This window comes from Corynebacterium sp. MSK006, assembly GCF_030232385.1.
GTDB classification, from domain to species: domain Bacteria; phylum Actinomycetota; class Actinomycetes; order Mycobacteriales; family Mycobacteriaceae; genus Corynebacterium; species Corynebacterium frankenforstense_A.
In genome coordinates, this window is the sequence record NZ_JASPJZ010000010.1 from 1 (window position 1) to 22,018 (window position 22,018).

Genomic DNA, 22,018 nt, shown 5'->3' on the forward strand with positions numbered 1-22,018 from the left:
TGCGGCGCCGGTGCGCGCGGCGTCGGCACGCGCGGCGTCGTCAAGCGAACCAGGGGCGGTGACCTCCGCGCGACGCAGGGCGGCGACGGCGGTCCGGGCCCGTTCGGCGCGGTCCACGCCGGAGGCTGCGGGCGCGGGGGAGCGGCGGCGCGTGCGGCGCTTGCGCGGTGGGGTGACGCGCACCGGGTCGGGGCGGATGTCGACGGAGCGGCCGGCGGCGTCCTCGGCCACGGCGTGCACGCCGGCCGCCTGGAGGGCGCCGATGACCTCGATGAGCGGGCGCGGCGAGACCGCGACCGTCGGCGCGATGAGACGCAGGCCGACCGAACGGGCGGCGTCGGTGCCGGCGGCCGCGGCGAGCTGGTCGGGGTCATCGCAGCGCAGGTAGCAGCCGGCCGGGCCGCCGCGCAGGTGCCCGTGGGCGCGGGCGACGTCCTCGACTAGCACGCGCACGCCCTGGGGCACCTCGCCGAGGGCGTGGTCGGTGAAGAAGGCGGCGATGTCCTGGGCGGAGTCGCCGGCGTCGAGCGCGCGGCGGATGCTGTCGGCGCTGAGCCGGTAGACGGCGGCGAGCCCCGGCGACTCGAGGTCGGCGAAGCGGGTCAGCCGGTTGGCCAGTTTCGCCGGCAGCGGGCCCGGGGCCAGCACGGTCATGTCGGCCTGCACGATGACGGCCTCGACGGTGTCGGGGACCAGTCCGGCGGCGGCCTCGGTGAGCTCCCCGGCGTCGGCGCCGGTCAGCGCCACGCGGCCGAGGCCGGCGGCGCGGTCGGCCTCGTCGGCTCGCTCGGTCCCGGTGGTTCGGGCGAGCAGGCCGAAGAAGCGGGCGCCGGCGAGCACCTCGTCGCGGGCGGCGGCGGGCACGCGCAGGGCGGCCAGCGGGGCGTCGAAGACGGCGGCCGCCCACGCGGTCCGCGGGCTCAGCGCGGTGTTGCCTGCGACCTCGGCGTACGGGGCGAGCACGAGGCGGCGCGCGGCGGGCAGGCCCGGCGCGTGCGAGGCCTCCTCGAAGAGGTGCACCGAGCCGGTGACCGCCCAGGGGGCCAGGGTGGCGCCGCGCCAGCCGGTGACCAGGCGGGCCCAGCGGGCGGCCAGGCCCTCCTCGGCCCACTCCTCGGCCAGCGGCGTCGGCGCGAAGACCGGGCCCGCGGGCTCGGCGGGGTCCGCGGCGTCGTCGCGGTCGGGGCGCGCGCAGGCGAGCAGGCCTGCGCTGACGCCGGTGCCGGCCAGGCGGATCAGGGCGTCCTGCTCGCAGTCGAGGGCGGCGCACAGACGGCGCAGCTCGCGCACGGCCAGCCCGCCGGAGCGGATCAGCTCGCCGGGTTCGGCGCCGAGGACCTCGATGAGGCGGTCCATCAGGCGCACGGCCTCCAGCCCCTGGCCGGTGGCCTCGCGGTCGGCGCGGTCGTCGGAGGCTGTGGCTTCGGTGGCGGCGTCGGTGTCGATGTCGGCGTCGGTGTCGGCTTCGGTGGCGGCGTCGGTGGCGGCGTCGGTGGCGCGCAGCCCGGCCAGCGGGTCGGTCAGCGGTACCGCGGTGTGCGGGCGTTCGCGCAGCGCGTCGCGCACCACCCGCGGCATGCGCACGGTGCGCGCGTCGACGCGGGAGAGAAGGCCCTCGGCCAGCAGCCGGGGCACCGGGCGGGTCGGGTCCGCGTCCGGGGCGGCGTCGCGGGTCAGCCCCACCCCGCCGGTGCGCGCCAGCGTGTCCAGCACGGCGCGCGCGGAGTCGGGCAGTGTCTCCAGCGCCTCGTGCACGGCCTGCGGGTCGGCGGGAGAGTGGGCCTCCTCGAGCAGGCTCAGCCCGTCCGGCAGCGCGGCCGGCACCTCGGACAGCAGCCGCACGCCGTCGTCGGGGCCCCACATCAGCCCGGCGGAGCGCAACGTCTCGAGCGCACGGGCGGCGACCGCGGCGTCGGGAAGCGGGGCGAGAACGTCCGCGGCGGCCACGGGCGCGGTCGCGGCGCCCAGGGCAGCCGCCGACTCGCAGACGGCGAGCTCGAGGGCGGTGCGCTCGGCGACGGCGCGCGCGACCGAGCCGGTGATGCGCAGCCGGGTGGCCAGCGCCTGGGTGTTCGGCGGGGGCGGCACCGCGGCGTCGGGGCGGAGCTCGAGCAGGCGGGTGAGCGCGGCGTCGTCGAGACCGGCCAACCAGTCACCGAAGCGTTCGGCGGGTGTGGCGGACGTGGGCGAACTTTCGGATGGATTCATCGTCCTGACCATCATAATCGCCGCTCGGGCTAACCCCGTACGCATCTGACGTGGCAGAATGGGGCGCATGGCTAACGTTGAGAAGAAGGCGCACGTCAACCCCTCCTGGCCCGAGCTCGCCCACGAGGACGACCACCCGGTCACCGAGCTCGTCTCCCAGGTCGCGGGCGCGTCCAGCCCCTTTGGCGACGACCTCGTGCTCCCGCGCCCGGCCGAGGAGATCGGCTACGTGCACCCCTACACGCGGATCAACCGCTGACACCTCCGCGTCCGCCGCGCGGGTGAGAACTCGTGCGGCGACTTTGTGCTGCGACGCCGCGGCCCGCATCGCACGGGCCGCGGCGTTTCGCTGTGTGTGGAGCGCCCGCCAGGGCGCGGCGGCGCGCATACGGCGACGGGCCCCGCACCGGTGATGGTGCGGGGCCCGTCGGAAATCGAGGCCGGAAAACCTCTTAGAGGTTGGTGCCGGCGACGGCGTTGACCTGGGCGATCGTCTCCGCGTTGGCGGCGTAGAAGGCCTGGAAGTCGTGGCGGTTGGCCTGATAGAAGGCGTGGACCTGCTCCGGGACGGCGATGCCGTAGGAGGACAGGGTCGACACGATCTGGTTGTACAGGGCGTCGACGGCCAGCTCGTCGGAGGAGGAGTTGGCGGCCGGGGCAGCGGCGGCGGCCGGCTGCGGGGCCGGGGCGGTGCGGTCGGTCGGCGCGGAGTTCAGGCCGAGCTTGGCGGAGCAGGCGGGCCAGGCGCCCCAGCCCTGGGAGGCCAGCACGCGCTCGGCGACGACGATCTGCTGCTCGCGGGAGGCCTGGTCGGCAGTCGCGGCGTACTGGGTGCCACCGTGGGCGGCCCAGGTGCCCGGGTTGAACTGCAGACCCCCGTGGTAGCCGTTGCCGGTGTTGATCGACCAGTTACCACCGGACTCGCACTGGGCCAGACGGTCCCAGTCGGAGTCCGGGGCGGCGGAGGCGCTCGGCGCGAGGATCGCGCTGGCGGCGCCCACAGCGACGGTGCCGGCGGCGAGCTTGGTGAACAGGGAGGTGGAGTTCTTGGAGTGGCGTCCCATGAATTCGATGTATCCTCTCGTCGTCCATCGTCCCGCCCCGCGCCCGGTTGCCCGGTCGCCCGTGGGCGGTCCCTGTCCGTCGATGAGATTGTCCTCGGTGAATCGGGTCCAAGTTCGTGGTGCACGCTGACCGCGACGCTCCTGTGGGCGTCGGGCCGGGCACGAGTGGGGTTTCCCGTCCGGACAGGGTTCAGATGGAACGGGGGAACCGCGTCGTGCGGTGCATGACTCAAGAGAGTAACGGTTTGTAACGTTTGTGTCACGTTATTGGCCGATCCGTGACTCTTCTGGGGCCGATGAGGCGACAACATCTGTCACAGGGCCAGGTCAGAGGCGTGACGGTTACTAGCTATGAGCTATGTCACTCGTGGGGTGGTGTGCCTGGAACCGCGCCCCCGCTCGGACTGGGCCATGGGTCCCGGGAGGTGTAAAATCGGGCGGTTCAGACAGGCCCCACGGACGGGGCGCCGGTGCCGCGGCAGGGGAGACCGTCGCCGCGACCGGAGGAGACAGGAAGGTCAACGACATGCCCGTGGGCAAGGTCAAGTGGTATGACGCGGACAAGGGATTCGGCTTCGCGTCGAATCCGGGCTACGAGGACGTCTACCTGAGCAGTCACGTCCTGCCCGAGGGCGTCGAGGAGCTGCACAAGGGCCAGCGCATCGAGTTCGACGTCGCCTCGGGCCGCCGTGGCCCGCAGGCGCTGCGCGTGGCGCTGCTCGACCCGCCGAAGGTCCGCCGCCACCGCCGCTCCGCCGAGGAGCTGGGCAGCATGGTCTCCGACCTGATCACGCTGCTGGAGGGGGTTCAGCCGGGGCTGCGCTCGGGGCGCTACCCGGAGCGCAGGACCGGCCGGCAGGTCGCGGGCATCCTGCGCGCGGTCGCAGACGAACTCGACGGTTAACCAAGGGGACAGATAAAAAAGACGCCGCGGGGCCCGGGCCACATGGCTCGGGCCTCGCGGCGCGGGGTTCAGGGGTTCGGCGACCGTGGCTCGGGGGAGTCGGGGCCGGGGCTCCGGGGCGCCGCCTACTCGGCGGTGGTGTCCAGCGACCAGACGGTCGCCTTCGGGGTCTCCTCACCGGCGTCGTCGGTACCGATCATCACCGAGTGGATCTCGAGGACCGTCAGCTTCGGCCGCGGGGCGTTCTCGCCCTCCTCGACCGGGTCCACCGAGCCCTGCACGGTCACGGAGTCCTCGTCGTAGGCGCCGAAGCTGCGCTCCTCGTTGGCCGCGGGGTCGTCGTAAATCTGCAGCAGCTGCCAGTTGTGGTCGTGGATCGCGTTCGGGATCTTCAGGCGCACCTCGCCGTCGGCGGGGACCGGCACGCGCGCGATCTCGCCCTCGGGGCAGTCCTCCTGGTCGAGCTCGCAGACGGCGTAGGGGGAGACCTCGGTCTCCGTGTCGCCGACGGTCGCGGTCACCGTGACGTCCTGCGGCTCGGGGCCGGGACGCGAGCTCCACCAGCGCTGGCCCAGGTAGACGCCGACGAGCACGATCACCACGGCGATGATCAGCGCCAGGAACTGTAGGAGGCTGCGACGTTTCGCTTCTTTGCGGGGGGCCATGAGGTCTCATCCTACCGGCGGAGTCGTGGCCGGCCGGGGGAGGCTGTGGCGGAGCGGGGTCGGCCTGTGCCTGGGTCGGCCTGGACGGGTGTCGGGGCCGTCGCGGCCTGTGTCTGGGTCGGCCTGGGCGGGTGCCGGGGCGCCTCGGCATCGGGTTTTACCGGGTGCGGGTCGGTAAACCCGAAATCGTCACCGCGTCATTGCAGGTCAGCGGAGTGACGAAATTTGGCTACCGACCCCGGGTCGGTAAAACCGTGCGCCGCAGAGCCCGGAACGCCCGGGAGCGCCGGAACGCCCGGGAGCGCCGGAAAACCCGGCCCGAGCCCGCCCCGGATCCAGCCCCCGAGCCCCCGAAACCCGGCCCCCAAGCCCCGAAACCCAAACCCCGAAACCCAAACCCCGAGCCCCCGAAACCCGGGCCCGCTAGGAATCCTGCGGCACGAAACGCACCTCGTACAGGTCCGGCCACCGCTTGCCAGCCAGGTAGAAGTGATCCGAGGCCGGCTTGTGCGCGATGCCGTTGAGCACGTTGTCGACGTTCGGCTCGGCGTTGTTGGGAAGCCCCGAGGCGTCGATGTCCGCGGTCAGGCTGCCGGTGTGCGGGTCGAAGCCGACGATCCGGTCGGTCTGGAAGACGTTGGCGTAGACCTCGCCCTCGACGCACTCGAGCTCGTTGAGGCCCTCGACCGGGTCGTCGCCGCCGACGGTGGCGTGGCCCACCTCGGTCAGGTCGCGCGAGTCCAGCAGGCGGACCCGGGAGCTGCCGTCGGAGGCGACCAGGGTCTGGTCGTCGAGCGAGCAGATGCCCCAGCCCTCGCCGGGCCAGTCGAAGCGCCCGGTCTCCTCGAGGGTCTGCGCGTCGCGCCGGATGGCCACGCCGTCGTGCCAGGTCAGCTGCCACAGGTTCGAGCCGGACTGGGTGATGCCCTCGCCGAAGAACTCCGGGTCGAGGTCCACCGACTGCACCTCGTCGCCGTCGAGCTCGCGGCGGTAGATCCGCGACTGGCCCTGCAGCCCGGTGCTCACCAGCAGGTGGCCACGCGAGTCGACCTCGAGGCCCTGGGTGAATGAATCCTCGTCGAAGGGCAGCATGTCGACGACCTCGGCGCGCAGGTGCTCGGGGCCGGTGTTGGCCGCCAGCGGGGTCTCGACGTCGTCCGAGCAGGCGGCGGTGCCCGCTGCCAGGGCGGTCAGGCTGGTCAGGACGGCTGCGGTCCGCACGAGGCGGCGGGGGAAGCGGTGAGCCATGTTGTCCATCATGCACCAGCCCGGGGATAATGGGACAGGTGGGTCACTACAGGAACGGACAGAAGAACGGTCGCGGCGGCGGAAGGGGCGCCGGCGCGGACCCGACCCTGAGTCGGGTGGCCCGTGACGTGGCCCGGGACGCCGTCGAGGAGATGGAGGCCGGCCGCGTCGGGGCGCACCTGGGCGCCCACCGGCTGGCCGAGGCGGGCGACGGGCACGTGGCCGTGCACCGGTTCGCCGCGGACGTCCCCGGCTACTCCGGCTGGGAGTGGCAGGCCGTGGTGGCCTGCGCGGCCGGTTCGACCTACGTGACCGTCAACGAGGTCTCCCTGGTGCCCTCGCAGTCCGGCGACGCCCTGCAGGCCCCGGAGTGGGTGCCGTGGGCCGAGCGCGTGCGCCCCGGCGATCTCGAGCCCGGCACGGTCATGCCGCCGGAGCCGGGGGATCCCCGCCTGACCGAGGACCCCTCGCGCTCGGCGACCCGGGCCTCCGACGCCTCCCGCGGCCGCGCGGCCAGGGGCCGCCGGTACTGGCTCTCCCGCGAGGGCCTGGCGGGTGCGACCGCCCGCTGGCGCGCCGGGGACTTCGGCCCGGACGGAGACTTCGCCCGCGAGGCGCACCTGCACTGCCGCACCTGTGCCTTCTACGTGCCCTGCGGCGAGCCGCTGGAGAACTTCGGCGCCTGCACCAACGAGTTCGCCGCCGACGGCCGGCTCGTGCATGCCGCCGCGGGCTGCGGCGCCCACTCCGAGACCCCGCCGGCCGGCGGCGACCACACCGCGGGCATGCCCGCCTTCGACGACGAGCGTCCCGTCTACTGACGCTTGCCGACGCCGCGCCCCTCGCGGTGTGCGGTTCCCGCCCGCACACCTCGCCGGCGACGCGCGCGCCGCGGCCGCGTGGCCTGGGGCGCGCTCATTTGCGCCGGGACCGATCTCAGTGCCACCCTGACTCTGTCAAAACGCTGAATTCTTGAGAAACGGATGGCTTCTCCATGAGCTCCACGGCATCCCCCGCCGGCGAGACGGCCCCGCCGAACACCGGCGGGGCCGCAGGCTTCCTCGACCGGTACTTCCACATCTCCGAGCGCGGCTCGACCATCGGCACCGAGGTCCGCGCCGGCGTGGTCACCTTCTTCGCGATGGCCTACATCATCGTGCTCAACCCGCTGATCCTTGGCACCACCGAGGACATCGAGGGCACGACCCTGGGCGTGCCGCAGGTCGCCGCCGCCACCGCGCTGGCCGCCGGCGTGATGACCATCGCCTTCGGCCTGATCGCCCGCTACCCCTTCGGCATCGCCGCGGGCCTGGGCATCAACACGATGGTCGCCGTCACCCTCGTCGCCGGCGAGGGCCTGACCTGGCCCGAGGCGATGGGCCTGGTCGTCGTCGACGGCATCGTCATCGTCCTGCTGGCCATCTCCGGTTTCCGCGAGGCCGTCTTCAACGCCATCCCGGCGCCGATGAAGGCCGCCATCGGCGTGGGCATCGGCGCGTTCATCGCGATGATCGGCCTGGTCGACGCCGGCTTCGTCACCCGGGTTCCCGACGCGGCGCACACGACGGTGCCGGTCTCACTCGGCGACGGCGGTTCCGTGGGCACCTTCCCGACGCTCGTCTTCGTCATCGGCGTGATCATCTGCGGCGCGCTGGTGGTGCGCAACGTCCGCGGCGGGTTGTTCATCGGCATCGTCGCCACGACCGTGCTGGCCATGGTCGTCGAGGCGGTCGTCGGCGCGGGCTCCTCTGCGGAGAACGAGGGCGGCTGGTCGCTGGCCGTGCCAGGCATCCCGGACTCGCTGGGCGGGCTGCCCGACCTGTCGATCGTCGGTGACGTCGACCCGGTCGGTGCCTTCACCCGCGTGGGCGCCCTGGCTGCCACGCTGCTGGTCTTCACCCTGGTGCTGGCCAACTTCTTCGACGCCATGGGGACCATGACCGCCCTGGGCAAGCAGGGCGACCTGGTCGACGAGCACGGCAACCTGCCGGACCTGAAGAAGGCCCTGGTCGTCGAGGGCACCGGCGCCATCGTCGGCGGCGCGTGCTCGGCGAGCTCGAACACCGTCTTCGCGGACTCGGCCGCCGGCGTGGGCGACGGCGCGCGCACCGGCCTGGCCAACGTGGTCACCGGCCTGGTCTTCCTGGCCGCGATGTTTTTGACCCCGCTCTACGAGGTCGTGCCGATCGAGGCGGCCGCACCGGTGCTCGTCATCGTCGGCGCGATGATGATGGCCCAGGTCACCGACATCCCGTGGTCGCGCTTCGACATCGCGCTGCCGGCCTTCCTGACCATCGTCGTGATGCCCTACACCTACTCGATCGCCAACGGCATCGGCGTGGGCTTCATCATGTTCACCCTCATGGCCGTCGCCCGCGGCAAAGCCCGCGAGGTCCACTGGATCATGTGGCTGGTCTCCGTGCTCTTCGTCGCCTACTTCGGCATCGACCCGATCATGAACGCCATCGCCTGATCGGCGCGTGTCTCCGGCGCGGACCGAGCGGTGCGGGACTCACCCCGCACCCCGGGACGCACCGGACACGAGAGGAGGGCCCCGGCTTGTCGCCGGGGCCCTCTTCGCATGCGCGGGGACCGGTGAGGCCCCACTTCGGGGGTGTTAACCCCTGATGGCGGCCATCCAGGAGACCTTCTGGCCGTTGCGCAGGATCGCGTTGCGGTAGATGCGCGCGACCAGCGCCAGGATGCCCGCGGTGATGACCGCGGAGACCGCCAGCGAGGCCGCGACCTGCCAGCCGGACCAGTTGCCCGCGGCCAGCTGCAGCGGCGCGACCGTCAGCGAGGACGGCGGGATCCAGGAGAGCACCTGCATCAGCGTCGAGTCCAGGTTGTTCAGCCCGAAGGTCGGCGCGAAGATCGCGACGTACATCAGCATCATGATCGGCATCTGCGTGCTCTGGATGTCCTCGCTGCGCGCGACGAGCGATCCAGCCGCGGCGTAGAGGCTGCCGAAGAAGAGCATGCCGAGGATGAAGCAGACGATCAGCATCGGCAGCACCGACCAGTCGAAGTCGAAGTCCTCGGCCAGGCCCGTCACCGCCAGGGCGACGCCGCCGGCGGCGAGGAAGAGCGCCGCGCCGATGACCCCCACGATGAGGTTGCCCAGCAGCTTTCCAGCCAGCAGCTCGATCGGGCGGACGGTGGCCAGCATGATCTCGACGATGCGCGAGGCTTTCTCCTCGGTCACACGCCCGCCGAGGATGCCGGCGAAGAGGAAGACCAGGAAGATGATCACCACGACGCCGAGCATCACGGTCACCAGCATCGAGGGGTTCGTGCCGAGGGCGTCGGCGTCGACGTCGGTGACCTCGAGCGCGCCGGGCTGGAAGGCCTGGGCGAAGGCCTGCGGGTCCGCCCCGGAGGCCTCGAGTGCCTGGCCCAGCGCGTGTTGCTCGAGGAAGGCGCTCGCGGTCTGGCTCAGCTCGGCCGGCGGGGTGCCCTCGGCGATCAGCTCGCCGGAACCGTCGGGGTTGAGCACAAAGGCGGCGTCGACGTCGCCGTCCTCCACGGCGGCGGCCGCGGCGTCGCGGTCGGCCGCGGCCGAGGCGTTGACGTCCTCGCCGGCCGCCGCGAAGGCGTCCGGCTCCACCTCGCCGGCCACGGCGACGTCGACGGTGCCCCCGTCGGAGCGGTCCATGAACCAGGCGCCGAGGCCGATGCCCGCGACGGTGACCACGAGGATCACCGCCAGCGAGATCAGGATCGCCTTGCTGCGCATGGTGGTGCGTACTTCTCGGGCGGCGACGGTGGTCACCGCGTTCATGGGGGAGTAGCTCATGGCCTACGCCACCACCTCTCGGAACAGTTCGGTCAGGTCGGGACGGTGCCGGGTGAACGAGTGCACGGGCCCGGCGCCCAGCGCGGCGCGCAGGAGCTCCTGGTCGCGCGCGGCGGAGTCCACCTCCACCAGCAGCGTGTCGCCGTGGCGCTCGACCAGGCGGCAGCCCTCCGGCAGCCACGCAGGCTTCGCGGCCCCGGGCGCGGCGTCGGGCGCGGCACCCACCGGGACGGAACCGCCCGCGGGGGCGGGCGCGGCGTCGTCAATCGGGGGCGCACCCACGGTGACCTCGAAGAGCACGGGGCCGGCGTCGCGCAGCTCGGCGACGGTGCCCTCGGCGCGGCGGCGGCCGTCGGTGATGATGACGATCCGGTCGCACAGGCGCTGGACCAGGTCGAGCTGGTGCGAGGAGAACACGACGGGGGCGCCGCGCTCGGCGTACTCGCGCAGCAGCTCGGCCATCACGTCGACGGCGACGGGGTCGAGGCCGGAGAACGGCTCGTCGAGCACGAGGATCTCCGGGTCGTGCACGAGCGCGGCGGCCAGCTGCACGCGCTGCTGGTTGCCCAGCGAGAGCGTGTTGAGCTTGTCGCCGGCGCGCTCGGCCAGGCCGAGACGCTCGAGGAGAGCCTCGGTGTTGGCCTGTGCGGCCTGCTTTCCGACGCCGTGCAGGCGCGCGAGGTAGGCGAGTTGCTCGCCGATGGGTTCCTTGTCGTAGAGGCCGCGCTCCTCGGGCATGTAGCCGATGGTGCGGCGCACGGCGTCGTCGACGGGGCGGCCGTCGACGCGGACCTCGCCGGAGTCAGCCTCGAGCACGCCGAGGGCGATGCGCATGCAGGTCGACTTGCCGGCGCCGTTGGAGCCGACGAAGCCGTAGAGGCTGCCGGCGGGCACGGTGAAGCTGAGGTTGTCCAGGGCGAGGTTGCCGCCGTAGCGCTTGGTAAGGCTGTCTATCTCTAGGGTGCTCACGGTCTTTCCGGTCGTCTCGTGGGTGGACGGGGGTTGGGGCTGTGGTGGGTGGGGCGGTCGGGTTCTGTGGTGTTGACGTTACGTCGTGGGGCCGCGTGGCGCGCGCCGTGTGCTAGTCCACCGGCTCCGGCGCCGCGTCCTCGGAGGCGTTGAAGGTCAGCGCGTAGCCGACGGCCGGCAGTGTCGAACAGGCGGTGACGACGAAGAGGAGCGTCAGGCCGCCGATGATCAGGACGCTGTCTGCGGGGGAGATCTGGGGCACCCAACTGCCGATGAACATGATCGCGAAGGCGACCACCAGAGTGGTCCACTGGAGGGCCTGGAAGCCGGTCCGGCGCCAGCGCGCGAGCACCTCGGCCTCGTATTCGTCGAGGGCGGAGTCCGGTGCGGTGTCCTTGATGTCGATCGTGCAGCGCAGGACGGTCCAGGCGATGCAGCTCACGAGCCAGCCGACGAGGTAGAGCCCCAGAAAGCTGAAGTTCAAGTTGTCGGGCCCGCTGTCGCGGGTAAAGGAGAGGGACAGCGGCAAAGCGGCGAAGGCGACGGCCATGCCGCCGAGGTAGATCGCGATCAGCGTACGGGTCGCACGCGGCTTGCGCAGCTTCTCGAAGCGGGGCTGCCGCTCGACCCGGCGGCGCCAGCTCTCGACGCGGCGGCGCTCGCGCTCGGCGTGGTGGGCCGCGCGCGGGTCCGGGGCGGTTGCGGTGGTGGTCGCCCCGGTGGACGGTTGCTGGTACGGGGACTTTTGCTGGAACTGGGACGGTTTCGTGGGGTGGGACATGCCTCTCACCTTCCGTAGACGTCGTGGGACAGGTAGCTGAATTCCTTGCGGGAGAAGACCGCCTCGACGGGCAGGTCGAAAACCTCGCAGATCCGGAAGGCGAGATCGAGGCTGGGGTAGTGGTCCCCGCGCTCGAGCGCGCCGACGGTCTGGGGGTTGACCTCGATCAGTTCCGCGAGCTGGGCGCGCGTCATGTCCCGTTCTGCGCGCAGCACCCGCATCCGGTTGTAGATTGGCCGTTCGGCCCTTTTTCTTGGGGACATGACTCAAAGTGTTGCATAAACCCAACAGCCTGTCAACGGGTGGCAACAAATTCGTCGGGGAACGCGCGGCGTCGGAAATCTCCCGGGGTATCTTGGGCGCCATGACTGGCCCCACCCCCGTGCGCATCGACGACCCCGCGGATCCGCGTCTCGACGACGTCCGTGACCTCAACCACTCCGACTCCCGCCCCGACCTGCCCGGCGGCAAGGGCCTGGTTATCGCCGAGGGGCCCCTGGTCTGCGAGCGCCTGCTGGAAAGCCGCTTCCCGGCCCGCTGCCTCGTCGGCTTCCCCGACCGGCTCGCAGGCTTCCTCACCGACCACCCCGATCTGCCGGAAGACCTGCCCGTCTACGAGGTCACCCGCGAGACGCTGCGCGAAGTCGCCGGCTTCGACATGCACCGCGGGCTGCTCGCCGCCGCCGACCGCGCGCCCGAGCCCGGCCTCGAGGAGACGCTCGCCGGCGCGCGCACCGTCGTCGTGCTCGAGGGCGTGGGTGACCACGAGAACATCGGCGCGATCTTCCGCAACGCCGCCGGCATGGGCGTCGACGCCGTCATCTTCGGCAACGGCTGCGCCGACCCGCTCTACCGGCGTAGCGTGCGCGTGAGCATGGGACACGTGCTGCGCACCTCGTTCGTGCACCTCGGCGGCACCCACACCACCTGGCAGCGCCGCCTCGAGGAGCTGCGCGCGGCCGGCTTCCGCCTGGTCTCGCTGACCCCGGACCCGGGCGCGGTGGTCCTGCCGGAGGCGCTTGCCGACGCCGCGGGCGACGCCTACGAGCGCGTGGCCCTCCTGGTCGGTGCGGAAGGACCCGGGCTCACCGAGCACGCCATGCGTGCCACGGACGTGCGCGCCCGCATCCCGATGGCGCCGGGCACCGACTCGCTGAACGTGGCGACTTCGGCGGCCGTCGCCTTCTACGAGCGCGACCGCTCGCTCGGCTTCCCCGGCGTGCGGCGGAGCTGAGCGGCCCGGGGCCTGAGTCGCCTCTGCTGCCGGGGCGCACTGGGGGGGGTGAGGCACGCTGGGCCCGTGGTGTGCCGACGGGAGCGCGCCGGGGACGGGGCGCGCGGGGGCGTCGGCGGGCGGTGGCCTGCGCCTCTTTTTTTTGGGGGGGGGCGGGGCGCCGTCAATTCTGCGGTGTCGGGAGCGGGACGGTGCCCCGCGCGGTCTAAGAGAGTGAGGCGACTGTCGTCCGCGGACCGCGCGGGGTGGCCGGGCGTGACCGGCGGGGAAAGACTCGGCGGGGAAGGAGCCGGCGGGGAAGGTCTCGGCGGGGAAGGGGAGAGATGTACGGGGGAGCGGAGATTGACCGACGCCTGCGGTGGACCATCGCGGCGGAGGTGAGGCGGACCGGGAGGTTCAACACGGAGAGCGCGGTCGCCTTCGCCGCCGGGGGAGTCCTGCGCGTGGAGAGTTTCCCGGAGCCGATCGGGTTGTCGCCGGTGCGGCGGCACACCGCGGAGCTGCTCCGGGTGTCGCTTTCCGAGGACACCGTCACCGCCGAGCTCCTCGCCCGCTACCACCGGGTCTCCCGGGAACACGCGATCACCCGCGGGGACATGAAGCCGGACTGGCTGGTCGACAGCGAGCCCGCCCGGCACCCGCGCGGCTGGCGGTATCCCGCCGGGGCGGCCACCCGGGCGCTGGCTCACGCGCGGGAGAACCCGGGTGCGGTGGTCACCGGGTGGGCGGCCGCCGCGCTGCTCGGCATCCCGGAGTTCAGCGACGGGGCGGACACCCAGCTGCTGACGCGGAGTCGGAGCCGCGGTCCGGATGATCCTCAGGAACCGCGGCTGATCCGGCCGCGCAACCCGGTCGAGGCCTGGCAGGCCCGGCACCGGGGGCTTGCCGTGGCGGTCGTGCCGCCGATGTACGCGCTCGGTACCTGTGTGCGGGAGGCGCTATCCGGCCGGCATGCCTGGGACGTGCCGGCCATCCCCGGTCTCGCCGGGGAGCGGGTGCGTGCGGTGCAGGTCATTGACCGGTTCCGGCGGGTCTTCGTGCTGAGTGCCGCGGACGTGCGGGAGGGGTGTGCCGGGCTGGTGCACAACAGGGAGCTCGCCAAGGCGCTCAAGCTCAGCGACCCGAGTGCCGACTCCGGGTGGGAGACCCTGACCCCGCTCATCGTGGATCCGATCGTGCGGGGCCACGGCATCGCGTTGCGCTCGCAGATCCGGCTGGGTGAGGACGGTTCGCCGGTGGGGCCCGACGAGCCTTGCATGACCGTGCTCGACCTGGGATCGGTCGAGTTCCGCGTGGCCGTCTACTACGACGGCGGGAATCACCTGGAGCGGCGGCGGCGCGACCGGGACGCGAAGATCACCGCGAGTCTGCTGGCCGCCGGGCGGATGGTGCTGCGGGTCTCCGCGGGCATGGTCCGGGACACCGGTGACCTGGTGAGGCGGTTCACGGCGCTGTGCGAGTCGGCGGCGGGGCGCCCGCGGGCCGGGTGAGGCGGGATGGCTGCCCGGCGGCTCTGGTGCCGGGATGGTGCTGGAGCGGTGCGGGCGTCGGGGTGGTGTCAGATTGTGCGACGGGAGAGTCGCACACCGTGACGGTCACACGACCGTTACGCGAAAAGCCGCAGGTCAGAGGCTCGGTCAAAATCGTGCTGTCAGAGTGTGCGACGCCGCGGTCGCACACTCTGACATCGGCCGGGGAATCGGCGACATCAGCGGGGCAAGCGGGTCGAGCCCGAGGTTGGGGAGCCGCTGACCAGCACGAACGAGGTCGCTGACCAGCATCAATGCTGAGGTCCCCACCCGGACCCCACCCGGCCCCCCACCCGGACCCCGCCCGGCTCCGCCCTGCCCCACCCGGACCCCGCCCGGCCCCCGGACCCCACACGCGGCCCGCCCCGTCTCTATCCGCGGTCGGAGTGGCGGATCGCCTCGTTGATCCGCGAGCCCCAGCTCCGCGCCGTGCGGCGGATGCTCCGGCCCACCCGCCGACCGGCGGCGGCCGCGGCCTCCGCGAGCCGCGCGAACTCCTCGCCCTGGCTGGGCTCCTCGGAGTGGTCCTCGTAGTCGTCGTAGGAGACCTCGGGCCCCAGGTTCAGCGCGGTCGCGGCCTCGTGGGCCAGCTCGCCGTGGGTACGCCGCCGGGGCGCGGGCTCCTCGTCGACGCGGGGCTCCTTGCGCCCGTCCACGGCGAAGGCCGCGACGTTGACGTCCGGACCGCCGGGCCCGAAGTCGACGCCCAGCCAGGCGCTCTCGGCGGCAGCGGCCAGCTCGACCGGGTCGAAGGGCAGCGCGATGCCGCCGAGCTGCTCGCCGTGCTCGCCGGCCCAGAAGGGCCCCTCGAAGGGCTCGGGCAGTCCGATGTCCTCGATGACGCCCTCGCGCAGCGCGGAGAAGGCGCGCACAATCTCCCCGTCGCGCCAGTGGGCGAAGCCGCCGAAGTCGGCGTCCGTGTTGCGCGCGAAGGCGTAGATGTCGCGGGCGGGCCGGCTGGCGCGCAGTTCGGGGTCGACGGCGGAGATCTTCTGCACGCCGTCGAGAAGCGTCTGCACCACGGTGACTCCGGGGAAGGCGGCGATGTAGAACTCGCCGCGGCCGGCGGGCGCCGAGCGGTGCAGAGGGAAGCGCCCGATCGAGGTCACCGGCCAGGAGGGCCGCAGCTGGGCGAGGTACTTGCGCCCGAAGCCGCGGTCGGCCTTCGGCTCGGGGGCGAGCACGCGGGCGACGTGCCCGGGCTCCCCGTCGGTGACGAACCACAGGGTCACGGCCGCGCTGATGGGCTTCTGGTCGAAGAAGCCGGCGTAGCGGTCGCCGCCGGCCGCGGCGTAGCCGTCCCCGGGATCCCCGGGGGTGATTCCGAACATCGTCATCGTGGTTTCCGCCTATCCCGTGGTGGTTATCCCGTGGTCCCGGCCCGGTCTACTTCCGGGGTCGCTTGGTGTTGGCGCGCACCCCGAGCAGCACGTCCTCCCAGTGCGGGGTCACGGCCCGGCGGCGGCGCTTGCTCGGCTTGTCCTCGGAGTCGGGGTGGCGCAGGAAGGAGTCCTCCTCGTCGGCCCCCTCCGGGCGGTCCTCCGCCTCGGCGTCGGCTGGGCCGGCGTCGTGCCCATCGCGGTCCTCCGGGGCGCCGACGGCCTCCTCGTGGTCGTCGAAGCCCTGGTCGCCGGCCCCACCGTCGAGCGGGGTGAGCGTGCGCACCGGGCGGGCGGACTCGGGGTCGGTCAGCTCGGCGGCGGTGGCGTTGCGCGCGACCGTCGTCGAGGAGCTGGTCATGTGGTCCTGCAGGGTCCACTCGGCGCGGTGGTCGGTCATGCCGGTCTGCCAGGACACGGCCACGACCCACTGGCCGTCGTGGTCGCGGAAGGCGTCCCACTCCGCACCCGCGGGGTCGATGTCGCGGGCGGCGAAGGCGGTGGCCAGCACCTCGGAGAGCGGCAGCTTGGCCGGGCCGTCGTCGCGCACCGGGTGCGAGCCGCGGGCGAGCTCCGCGATGCGGGCGCGCTCGAGGAGCACCGGGTGGGCGAAGGGCTCGATGCGGGACTCGGCCACGCCCATCTCGTCGGCCAGCTCCGTGATCGTCGCGCCGCCGCGCACGCGGTCCTGGATCTCGCGCGGGCGCATGGTCAGCGGCGCGGACAGGCGCGGGTCCGGCTCCTTGCCGCGGTTGCTTGCCGACGCCCCGTCGGCCCCCGTCGCGTGTCCCGCACTGTGGGCGGGCTCCGCCGCCTCCGTGGCGGAGCCGTCGGAGTCGTCGCCGGGCTCTCCGGCGGCGGCGAAGAGCGGGGTGGCGGGGGACGCACCCGCTGTGTCGGACCCGCCGGCGTCGGCCGGCGCGGCGTCGTCAATCGAAGCCTCGGCGCCGGGGTGCAGGAGCGCGCGCAGCTCGTCGGTGACGGTCACCCGGAAGCGGGCGGCCTCCTCCGACTGCTCCGGCGCGTCGGACAGCACCAGGGAGGTGTCCGAGGACTCACCGGGAACGAGGTACAGCTCGCGCATGCGCTCTCCTTTGACGGGGCCAGAATGTCCTTTTCCACTGTAACGCAGCGGCGCGCCGCAACCTGGGAGGTCACGGCGCGCCGGTGTGTTAGCGGGGAGGTCCCCGCGGCGGGTGGGGCGGCGGCTACTTCGCGGCGGCCACGCCCGCGTCGAGCACGGCGTCCAGGGCGCGGGTCAGGGTGACCATGTCGTCCTTCTCGATGGTCGGGAAGGCGCCGATGCGCAGCTGGTTGCGGCCGAGCTTGCGGTACGACTCGGTGTCCAGGATGCCGTTGGCGCGCAGCACCTTGGCCACCTCGGCGGCGTCGACGGACTCGTCGAAGTCGACGGTGCACACGACCAGCGAGCGGGCGGCCGGGTCGGACACGAACGGGGTGGCCTCCGGGCGGGACTCGGCCCAGTCGTAGATGACCGAGGAGTTGGCGGTGGTGCGCTCGACCATGCCGGCCAGGCCGCCGTTGGCGTTCATCCACTGGATCTGGTTGTCCAGCATCAGCAGGGTGGCCACGGCCGGGGTGTTGTAGGTCTGGTTCTTGCGCGAGTTGTTCACCGCGGTCTGCAGGTTCAGGAAGGCCGGGATGAAGCGGTCCGAGGCGTCGATGCGCTCGATGCGCTCCAGGGCGGCCGGGCTCATCGCGGCCAGCCACAGCCCGCCGTCGGAGGCGAAGCACTTCTGCGGCGAGAAGTAGTAGACGTCGACCTGGTCCATCTCGGCCGGCAGGCCGCCGGCGCCGGAGGTGGCGTCGACGACGACCAGCGAGCCCTCGGAACCTTCGGGGCGGGTGACCGGCACCATCGCGCCGGTGGAGGTCTCGTTGTGGGCCCAGGCGATGACGTCGGCGCCCTCGAAGGCCTGCGGGGTCGGGGCGGTGCCCGGCTCGGCCTCGAGGATCTCGGGCTCGTCGAGCCACGGCGCCTGGGCGGAGGCCTTGGCGAACTTGCCGGAGAACTCGCCGAAGGAGAGGTGACCGGACTTCTTCTCGATCAGCCCGAAGGTCGCGGCGTCCCAGAACGCCGTGGCGCCGCCCAGCGAGAGCACGATCTCGTAGCCCTCGGGCAGGGAGAACAGGTCGGCCAGCCCGGAGCGGACGGAGCCTACGACGTCCTTGACGCCGGGCTTGCGGTGGGAGGTGCCGATCACGGTGCTCGCGCCGTCGACGATCGCCTGGATCTGTTCGGGGCGGACCTTCGACGGGCCGCAGCCGAAGCGGCCGTCGGAGGGGATGAGCTCGGGGGCGAGCGTGAACGGGGTCTCGGACATTGAGGTCACCTTTTCTCTGGGTGTGCTCTGGGGCTTTTCCTTCTCGGCCGGGGAGTCTCCCGGAGATCTCACTGTATCGCCCCGGCCGTGCGAGGGGGACTGTGGTGGGTCTGAGCGGCGGCGGGGGAGTGGCCGGCGACGGGGAGGGCCCCGAAAACGGGGGCAATGCGCCACCCCCGGCGGCGTCGGAAATGTTGTGTCTGTCACAACTGGACGTACACTGTGGGTGCGCTCATCACAGGTCCGCACCCCGATCTCCGGGGTGCCTCCGGGTGTGCCGGAGCAACGGTCGACCACCGTGGCCCGGGACGCCCCCGACCCCGGGTGTGCGCCGCGGTACGCGTGTACTGTTTCGGGTGAGGCCGTTACAGTCGCCCAGCCCTCAGCGGGGCCGCGACGGTGGTCCACGCGACACCCCGCCTTTAAGGTGGGGCGTGACGGTGACGGTGCCTCACGGTCGGGTTCAACCCCCCGGCCGGGGCGCCGTGGCGGACACCGCTGAAGTTCCGCCATGAGGCCCGGAGAAGGGTCCGTGAAGGTCAACGACAAAACCGAGAAAGGTTCACAGTGGCTACTGAAAACGACAAGGCCGTGCTCCACTACCCCGGCGGGGAGTACGAGATGAGCATCAAGCAGGCCACCGAGGGTAACTCGGGCATCGAGCTGGGCAAGATGCTCAGCGAGACCGGCTTCACCACCTTTGACCCCGGCTACGTCTCCACTGGCTCCACCGAGTCGAAGATCACCTACATCGACGGCGCCAACGGCATCCTGCGCTACCGCGGCTACGACATCGCCGATCTCGCCGAGAACGCCACCTTCAACGAGGTCTCCTACCTCCTGATCAAGGGTGAGCTGCCGAACGAGGAGCAGCTGCGCAACTTCTCCAACGAGATCCGCCACCACACGCTGCTGGACGAGGACTTCAAGGCCCAGTTCAACGTGTTCCCGCGCAACGCCCACCCGATGGCCGTGCTGGCCTCCTCGGTCAACATCCTGTCGACCTACTACCAGGACCAGCTCGACCCGCTCGACGAGGCGCAGCTGGACAAGGCGACCGTACGCCTGATGGCCAAGGTCCCGATGCTGGCGGCCTACGCCTACCGCGCCTCCAAGGGTGCGCCGTACATGTACCCGGACAACTCGCTGAACGCCCGCGAGAACTTCCTGCGCATGATGTTCGGCTACCCGACCGAGCCCTACGAGGTCGACCCAGTCATGGTCAAGGCCCTCGACAAGCTGCTCATCCTGCACGCCGACCACGAGCAGAACTGCTCCACCTCGACCGTGCGCATGGTCGGCTCCGCCCAGGCCAACCTCTTCGTCGCCATCGCCGGCGGCATCAACGCCCTGTCCGGGCCGCTGCACGGCGGCGCCAACCAGGCCGTCCTCGAGATGCTCGAGGATATCAAGAACAACAACGGCGGCGACGCGACCGACTTCATGAACCGCGTGAAGAACAAGGAGAAGGGCGTCCGCCTGATGGGCTTCGGCCACCGGGTGTACAAGAACTACGACCCGCGCGCCGCGATCGTCAAGGAGACCGCCCACGAGGTGCTCGAGCACCTCGGCGGCGACGACCTGCTGGACCTGGCCATGGAGCTCGAGGAGATCGCCCTCAAGGACGACTACTTCATCTCCCGCAAGCTCTACCCGAACGTGGACTTCTACACCGGCCTGATCTACCGCGCCATGGGCTTCCCGACGGACTTCTTCACCGTCCTGTTCGCCATCGGTCGTCTGCCCGGCTGGATCGCCCACTACCGCGAGCAGCTGCAGATGAACTCCAAGATCAACCGCCCGCGTCAGATCTACACGGGCCACACCCTGCGCAAGGTCACCCCGCGCGACCAGCGCTAGTTGCGGCGGGCGGCTGACACCGCCCTTCGATTTCCGACGGCCGCGCCACCCGCCCGGGTGGCGCGGCTTTTGCGTGGGTGGGGTGGCGGCGTGGGGGCCGTTTCGCCGTGGGGCCGGCGCCGCCGTTTTCGCGCCGGGGCGGGGTGCGGGTTAGGCTCGCCAGACAGGCGTATGATCTATCGTTTCGCATATAATGCACGCCGATGGCCCTCCGCCGCCTCCCAGGCGGCGTGCAGCGGCCGGACACTGCCCCCGATGAAGGAGAATGCATCACCCATGGAGAAGCCCGACGTGAACGTGCCCGAGGGTCCGGCACCGGAGGACCTGGTCATCGAGGACGTCACGGTCGGTGACGGCGCGCAGGCCCAGGCCGGCGACACCGTGGAGGTGCACTACGTGGGGGTCGACTTCGAGACCGGTGAGGAGTTCGACTCCTCCTGGGACCGCAAGCAGAGCATCGAGTTCCCTCTCGACCGGCTGATCGACGGCTGGAAGGAGGGCATCCCCGGCATGCGCGCCGGCGGTCGCCGCCGCCTGATCTGCCCGCCCGAGAAGGCCTACGGTCCGGCGGGCGGCGGGCACCCGCTCTCCGGGCGCACGCTGGTCTTCGTCATCGACCTGCTGGACGTCGTGCAGTAGCGGCCGCGGCTGCCACTCCATCGCGCCACACCACTCGCGCGGTCGCCTGCCCGCCGGCCCCGGTCTCCCGGGGACGGCGGGCTTCTCGCCGTGCGGGCCCGCGGCGGGCGTCCCTCCCCCGCCTGGGCGCCTGGGGCGGGAGCGGGCCGCCGGTGGGCCGCAAGCGTGTTTAATGGAGGTGTGGCGCATCCGCCGCATTCCACCCCCACAACGGATCGTTCGGCACGTACCTGCCGATGGAGGAGCGAACAATGGCGTCTGTGACGTTTGACCGGGCAACCCGGATCTATCCCGGCGCGAAGAAACCGAGCGTCGACAAGCTGAACCTGGACATCGCCGACGGGGAGTTCCTCGTGCTAGTCGGCCCCTCGGGCTCGGGCAAGTCCACCGCCCTGCGCATGCTCGCGGGCCTGGAGGACACCGACGAGGGGCGCATCCTCATCGGCGAGAGGGACGTCACCGACGCCTCGCCCAAGGAACGCGACATCGCGATGGTCTTCCAGAACTACGCCCTCTACCCGCACATGACGGTGCGCGAGAACATGGGCTTCGCCCTGAAGATCGCCGGCGTGGCCAAGGACGAGATCAACCGCCGCGTCGAGGAGGCCGCCACCACCCTCGACCTGACCGAGTACCTCGACCGCAAGCCCAAGGCCCTGTCCGGCGGGCAGCGCCAGCGCGTGGCGATGGGTCGGGCGATCGTGCGCGAGCCCCAGGTCTTCCTCATGGACGAGCCGCTGAGCAACCTCGACGCGAAGCTGCGCGTGCAGACGCGCACCCAGATCGCGAACCTGCAGCGTCGCATGGGGGTCACCACGCTCTACGTCACCCACGACCAGACCGAGGCGCTGACCATGGGCGACCGTATCGCGGTGCTGAACTTCGGCGTCCTCCAGCAGGTGGGCACCCCGCGCGAGCTCTACCAGGCGCCGGTCAACGTCTTCGTCGCCGGGTTCATCGGCTCCCCGGCGATGAATCTGGCGACCTTCGACGTCGACGCCGCCGCCGGCGCCGCGCGCATGGGCCGGGCGAGCATCCCGCTCGACCCCGCGGTGCTCGACGGGGTGACCGCGGAGGACGGCGGCCAGATCATCCTCGGCTTCCGGCCCGAGGCCCTCGAGCTGGTCGACGGGGAGGCGGAGCACACCATCCCGGTGGAGGTCGACTTCGTCGAGGAGCTCGGCTCCGACTCCTACGTCTACGGCCACCTGGCCGGCGGCGGCTGGCGCGACGCGGGCCGCGGCGACGAGGACTCGAACCCGGGCCAGATCGTCGTGCGCACGCCGCCGATGTCCGGCGTCCGCGAGGGCGACGTGATCCACGCCCGGATCAAGGACGGCGGGTTGCACGCCTTCTCCCGGGCGACCGGCCGGCGCCTCTGAGGGCCGGAGAGGAGG

At 72.0% G+C, this 22,018-nt stretch carries 20 protein-coding genes; 9 read left to right on the forward strand and 11 right to left on the reverse strand.

Going from position 1 to position 22,018, the window contains the following annotated elements; genetic code table 11:
• The coding region (locus QQA02_RS07070; RefSeq protein WP_284863829.1) for a helicase-associated domain-containing protein at positions 1-2,208 on the reverse strand (2,208 nt) is incomplete at its 3' end.
• A gap of 67 nt (positions 2,209-2,275) precedes the next feature.
• Between QQA02_RS07070 and QQA02_RS07075 the strand changes: the two genes are divergently transcribed.
• Positions 2,276-2,467: a hypothetical protein gene (locus QQA02_RS07075; protein ID WP_284774999.1), complete on the forward strand. Its 192-nt coding sequence runs from the start codon at positions 2,276-2,278 to the stop codon at positions 2,465-2,467.
• 193 nt (positions 2,468-2,660) lie between these two features.
• Here the strand turns inward: QQA02_RS07075 and QQA02_RS07080 are convergent, their stop codons facing one another.
• On the reverse strand, positions 2,661-3,272 hold the full coding sequence (locus QQA02_RS07080) for a resuscitation-promoting factor Rpf1 domain-containing protein (RefSeq protein WP_284863831.1): 612 nt from the start codon (positions 3,270-3,272) through the stop codon (positions 2,661-2,663).
• Positions 3,273-3,798: 526 nt separating this feature from the next.
• On the opposite strand from QQA02_RS07080, the gene QQA02_RS07085 reads away from it, so the two are divergent.
• Positions 3,799-4,176 (forward strand): cold-shock protein, encoded by a 378-nt coding sequence (locus tag QQA02_RS07085; RefSeq protein WP_284774994.1) that lies wholly within the window; start codon positions 3,799-3,801, stop codon positions 4,174-4,176.
• A gap of 125 nt (positions 4,177-4,301) precedes the next feature.
• On the opposite strand, the gene QQA02_RS07090 is transcribed toward QQA02_RS07085, so the two are convergent.
• Together QQA02_RS07090 and QQA02_RS07095 are read right to left on the reverse strand one after the other, a co-directional pair.
• Entirely contained in the window at positions 4,302-4,841 is a 540-nt protein-coding gene (locus QQA02_RS07090; protein ID WP_284774991.1) for a DUF2771 domain-containing protein, read from the reverse strand.
• Between the two features lie 423 nt (positions 4,842-5,264).
• Positions 5,265-6,089, reverse strand: a complete 825-nt coding sequence (locus QQA02_RS07095) for a glutaminyl-peptide cyclotransferase (RefSeq protein ID WP_284774990.1) — start codon at positions 6,087-6,089, stop codon at positions 5,265-5,267.
• Between the two features lie 116 nt (positions 6,090-6,205).
• On the opposite strand from QQA02_RS07095, the gene QQA02_RS07100 reads away from it, so the two are divergent.
• Together QQA02_RS07100 and QQA02_RS07105 are read left to right on the forward strand one after the other, a co-directional pair.
• The gene (locus QQA02_RS07100; protein ID WP_284774989.1) at positions 6,206-6,910 is read left to right on the forward strand and encodes a DUF3027 domain-containing protein; all 705 of its coding nucleotides are present in this window, start codon (positions 6,206-6,208) and stop codon (positions 6,908-6,910) included.
• A 173-nt stretch (positions 6,911-7,083) separates the two neighbouring features.
• Positions 7,084-8,562 carry an NCS2 family permease gene (locus tag QQA02_RS07105; RefSeq protein WP_284863834.1) on the forward strand — a complete coding sequence of 493 codons (1,479 nt, stop codon included), beginning with the start codon at positions 7,084-7,086 and terminating at the stop codon, positions 8,560-8,562.
• Positions 8,563-8,706: 144 nt separating this feature from the next.
• Here QQA02_RS07105 and QQA02_RS07110 read toward each other — a convergent pair whose 3' ends face one another.
• The 4 genes from QQA02_RS07110 to QQA02_RS07125 form a co-directional block, all read right to left on the reverse strand.
• The gene (locus QQA02_RS07110) at positions 8,707-9,885 is read right to left on the reverse strand and encodes an ABC transporter permease (RefSeq protein WP_284863836.1); all 1,179 of its coding nucleotides are present in this window, start codon (positions 9,883-9,885) and stop codon (positions 8,707-8,709) included.
• A 3-nt stretch (positions 9,886-9,888) separates the two neighbouring features.
• A complete protein-coding gene (locus tag QQA02_RS07115) occupies positions 9,889-10,854 on the reverse strand; it encodes an ABC transporter ATP-binding protein (RefSeq protein ID WP_284863838.1) in 966 nt (321 codons plus the stop codon).
• 112 nt (positions 10,855-10,966) lie between these two features.
• The gene (locus QQA02_RS07120; protein WP_284863840.1) at positions 10,967-11,635 is read right to left on the reverse strand and encodes a hypothetical protein; all 669 of its coding nucleotides are present in this window, start codon (positions 11,633-11,635) and stop codon (positions 10,967-10,969) included.
• 5 nt (positions 11,636-11,640) lie between these two features.
• A complete protein-coding gene (locus QQA02_RS07125) occupies positions 11,641-11,898 on the reverse strand; it encodes a helix-turn-helix transcriptional regulator (protein ID WP_284863842.1) in 258 nt (85 codons plus the stop codon).
• Positions 11,899-11,999: 101 nt separating this feature from the next.
• On the opposite strand from QQA02_RS07125, the gene QQA02_RS07130 reads away from it, so the two are divergent.
• The gene (locus QQA02_RS07130; RefSeq protein ID WP_284774977.1) at positions 12,000-12,869 is read left to right on the forward strand and encodes a TrmH family RNA methyltransferase; all 870 of its coding nucleotides are present in this window, start codon (positions 12,000-12,002) and stop codon (positions 12,867-12,869) included.
• Positions 12,870-13,312: 443 nt separating this feature from the next.
• A complete protein-coding gene (locus tag QQA02_RS07135; RefSeq protein WP_284863844.1) occupies positions 13,313-14,359 on the forward strand; it encodes a putative endonuclease domain-containing protein in 1,047 nt (348 codons plus the stop codon).
• 410 nt (positions 14,360-14,769) lie between these two features.
• Here the strand turns inward: QQA02_RS07135 and QQA02_RS07140 are convergent, their stop codons facing one another.
• From QQA02_RS07140 to serC, 3 genes are all read right to left on the reverse strand, one after another.
• Positions 14,770-15,735 carry a DUF6928 family protein gene (locus QQA02_RS07140; protein ID WP_284863846.1) on the reverse strand — a complete coding sequence of 322 codons (966 nt, stop codon included), beginning with the start codon at positions 15,733-15,735 and terminating at the stop codon, positions 14,770-14,772.
• 49 nt (positions 15,736-15,784) lie between these two features.
• Positions 15,785-16,861 (reverse strand): septation protein SepH, encoded by a 1,077-nt coding sequence (gene sepH / locus QQA02_RS07145; RefSeq protein WP_284863848.1) that lies wholly within the window; start codon positions 16,859-16,861, stop codon positions 15,785-15,787.
• A gap of 124 nt (positions 16,862-16,985) precedes the next feature.
• Complete coding sequence (gene serC, locus QQA02_RS07150) at positions 16,986-18,122, reverse strand: phosphoserine transaminase (RefSeq protein WP_284863850.1); 1,137 nt, start codon at positions 18,120-18,122, stop codon at positions 16,986-16,988.
• A 567-nt stretch (positions 18,123-18,689) separates the two neighbouring features.
• Here serC and QQA02_RS07155 point away from each other — a divergent pair.
• The 3 genes from QQA02_RS07155 (at position 18,690) to QQA02_RS07165 (ending at position 22,003) form a co-directional block, all read left to right on the forward strand.
• Complete coding sequence (locus QQA02_RS07155) at positions 18,690-19,982, forward strand: citrate synthase (protein WP_284774969.1); 1,293 nt, start codon at positions 18,690-18,692, stop codon at positions 19,980-19,982.
• 276 nt (positions 19,983-20,258) lie between these two features.
• Complete coding sequence (locus QQA02_RS07160; protein ID WP_284774968.1) at positions 20,259-20,621, forward strand: FKBP-type peptidyl-prolyl cis-trans isomerase; 363 nt, start codon at positions 20,259-20,261, stop codon at positions 20,619-20,621.
• A 251-nt stretch (positions 20,622-20,872) separates the two neighbouring features.
• The gene (locus QQA02_RS07165; protein ID WP_284774967.1) at positions 20,873-22,003 is read left to right on the forward strand and encodes an ABC transporter ATP-binding protein; all 1,131 of its coding nucleotides are present in this window, start codon (positions 20,873-20,875) and stop codon (positions 22,001-22,003) included.
• The last annotated feature ends 15 nt before the right edge of the window (positions 22,004-22,018 follow it).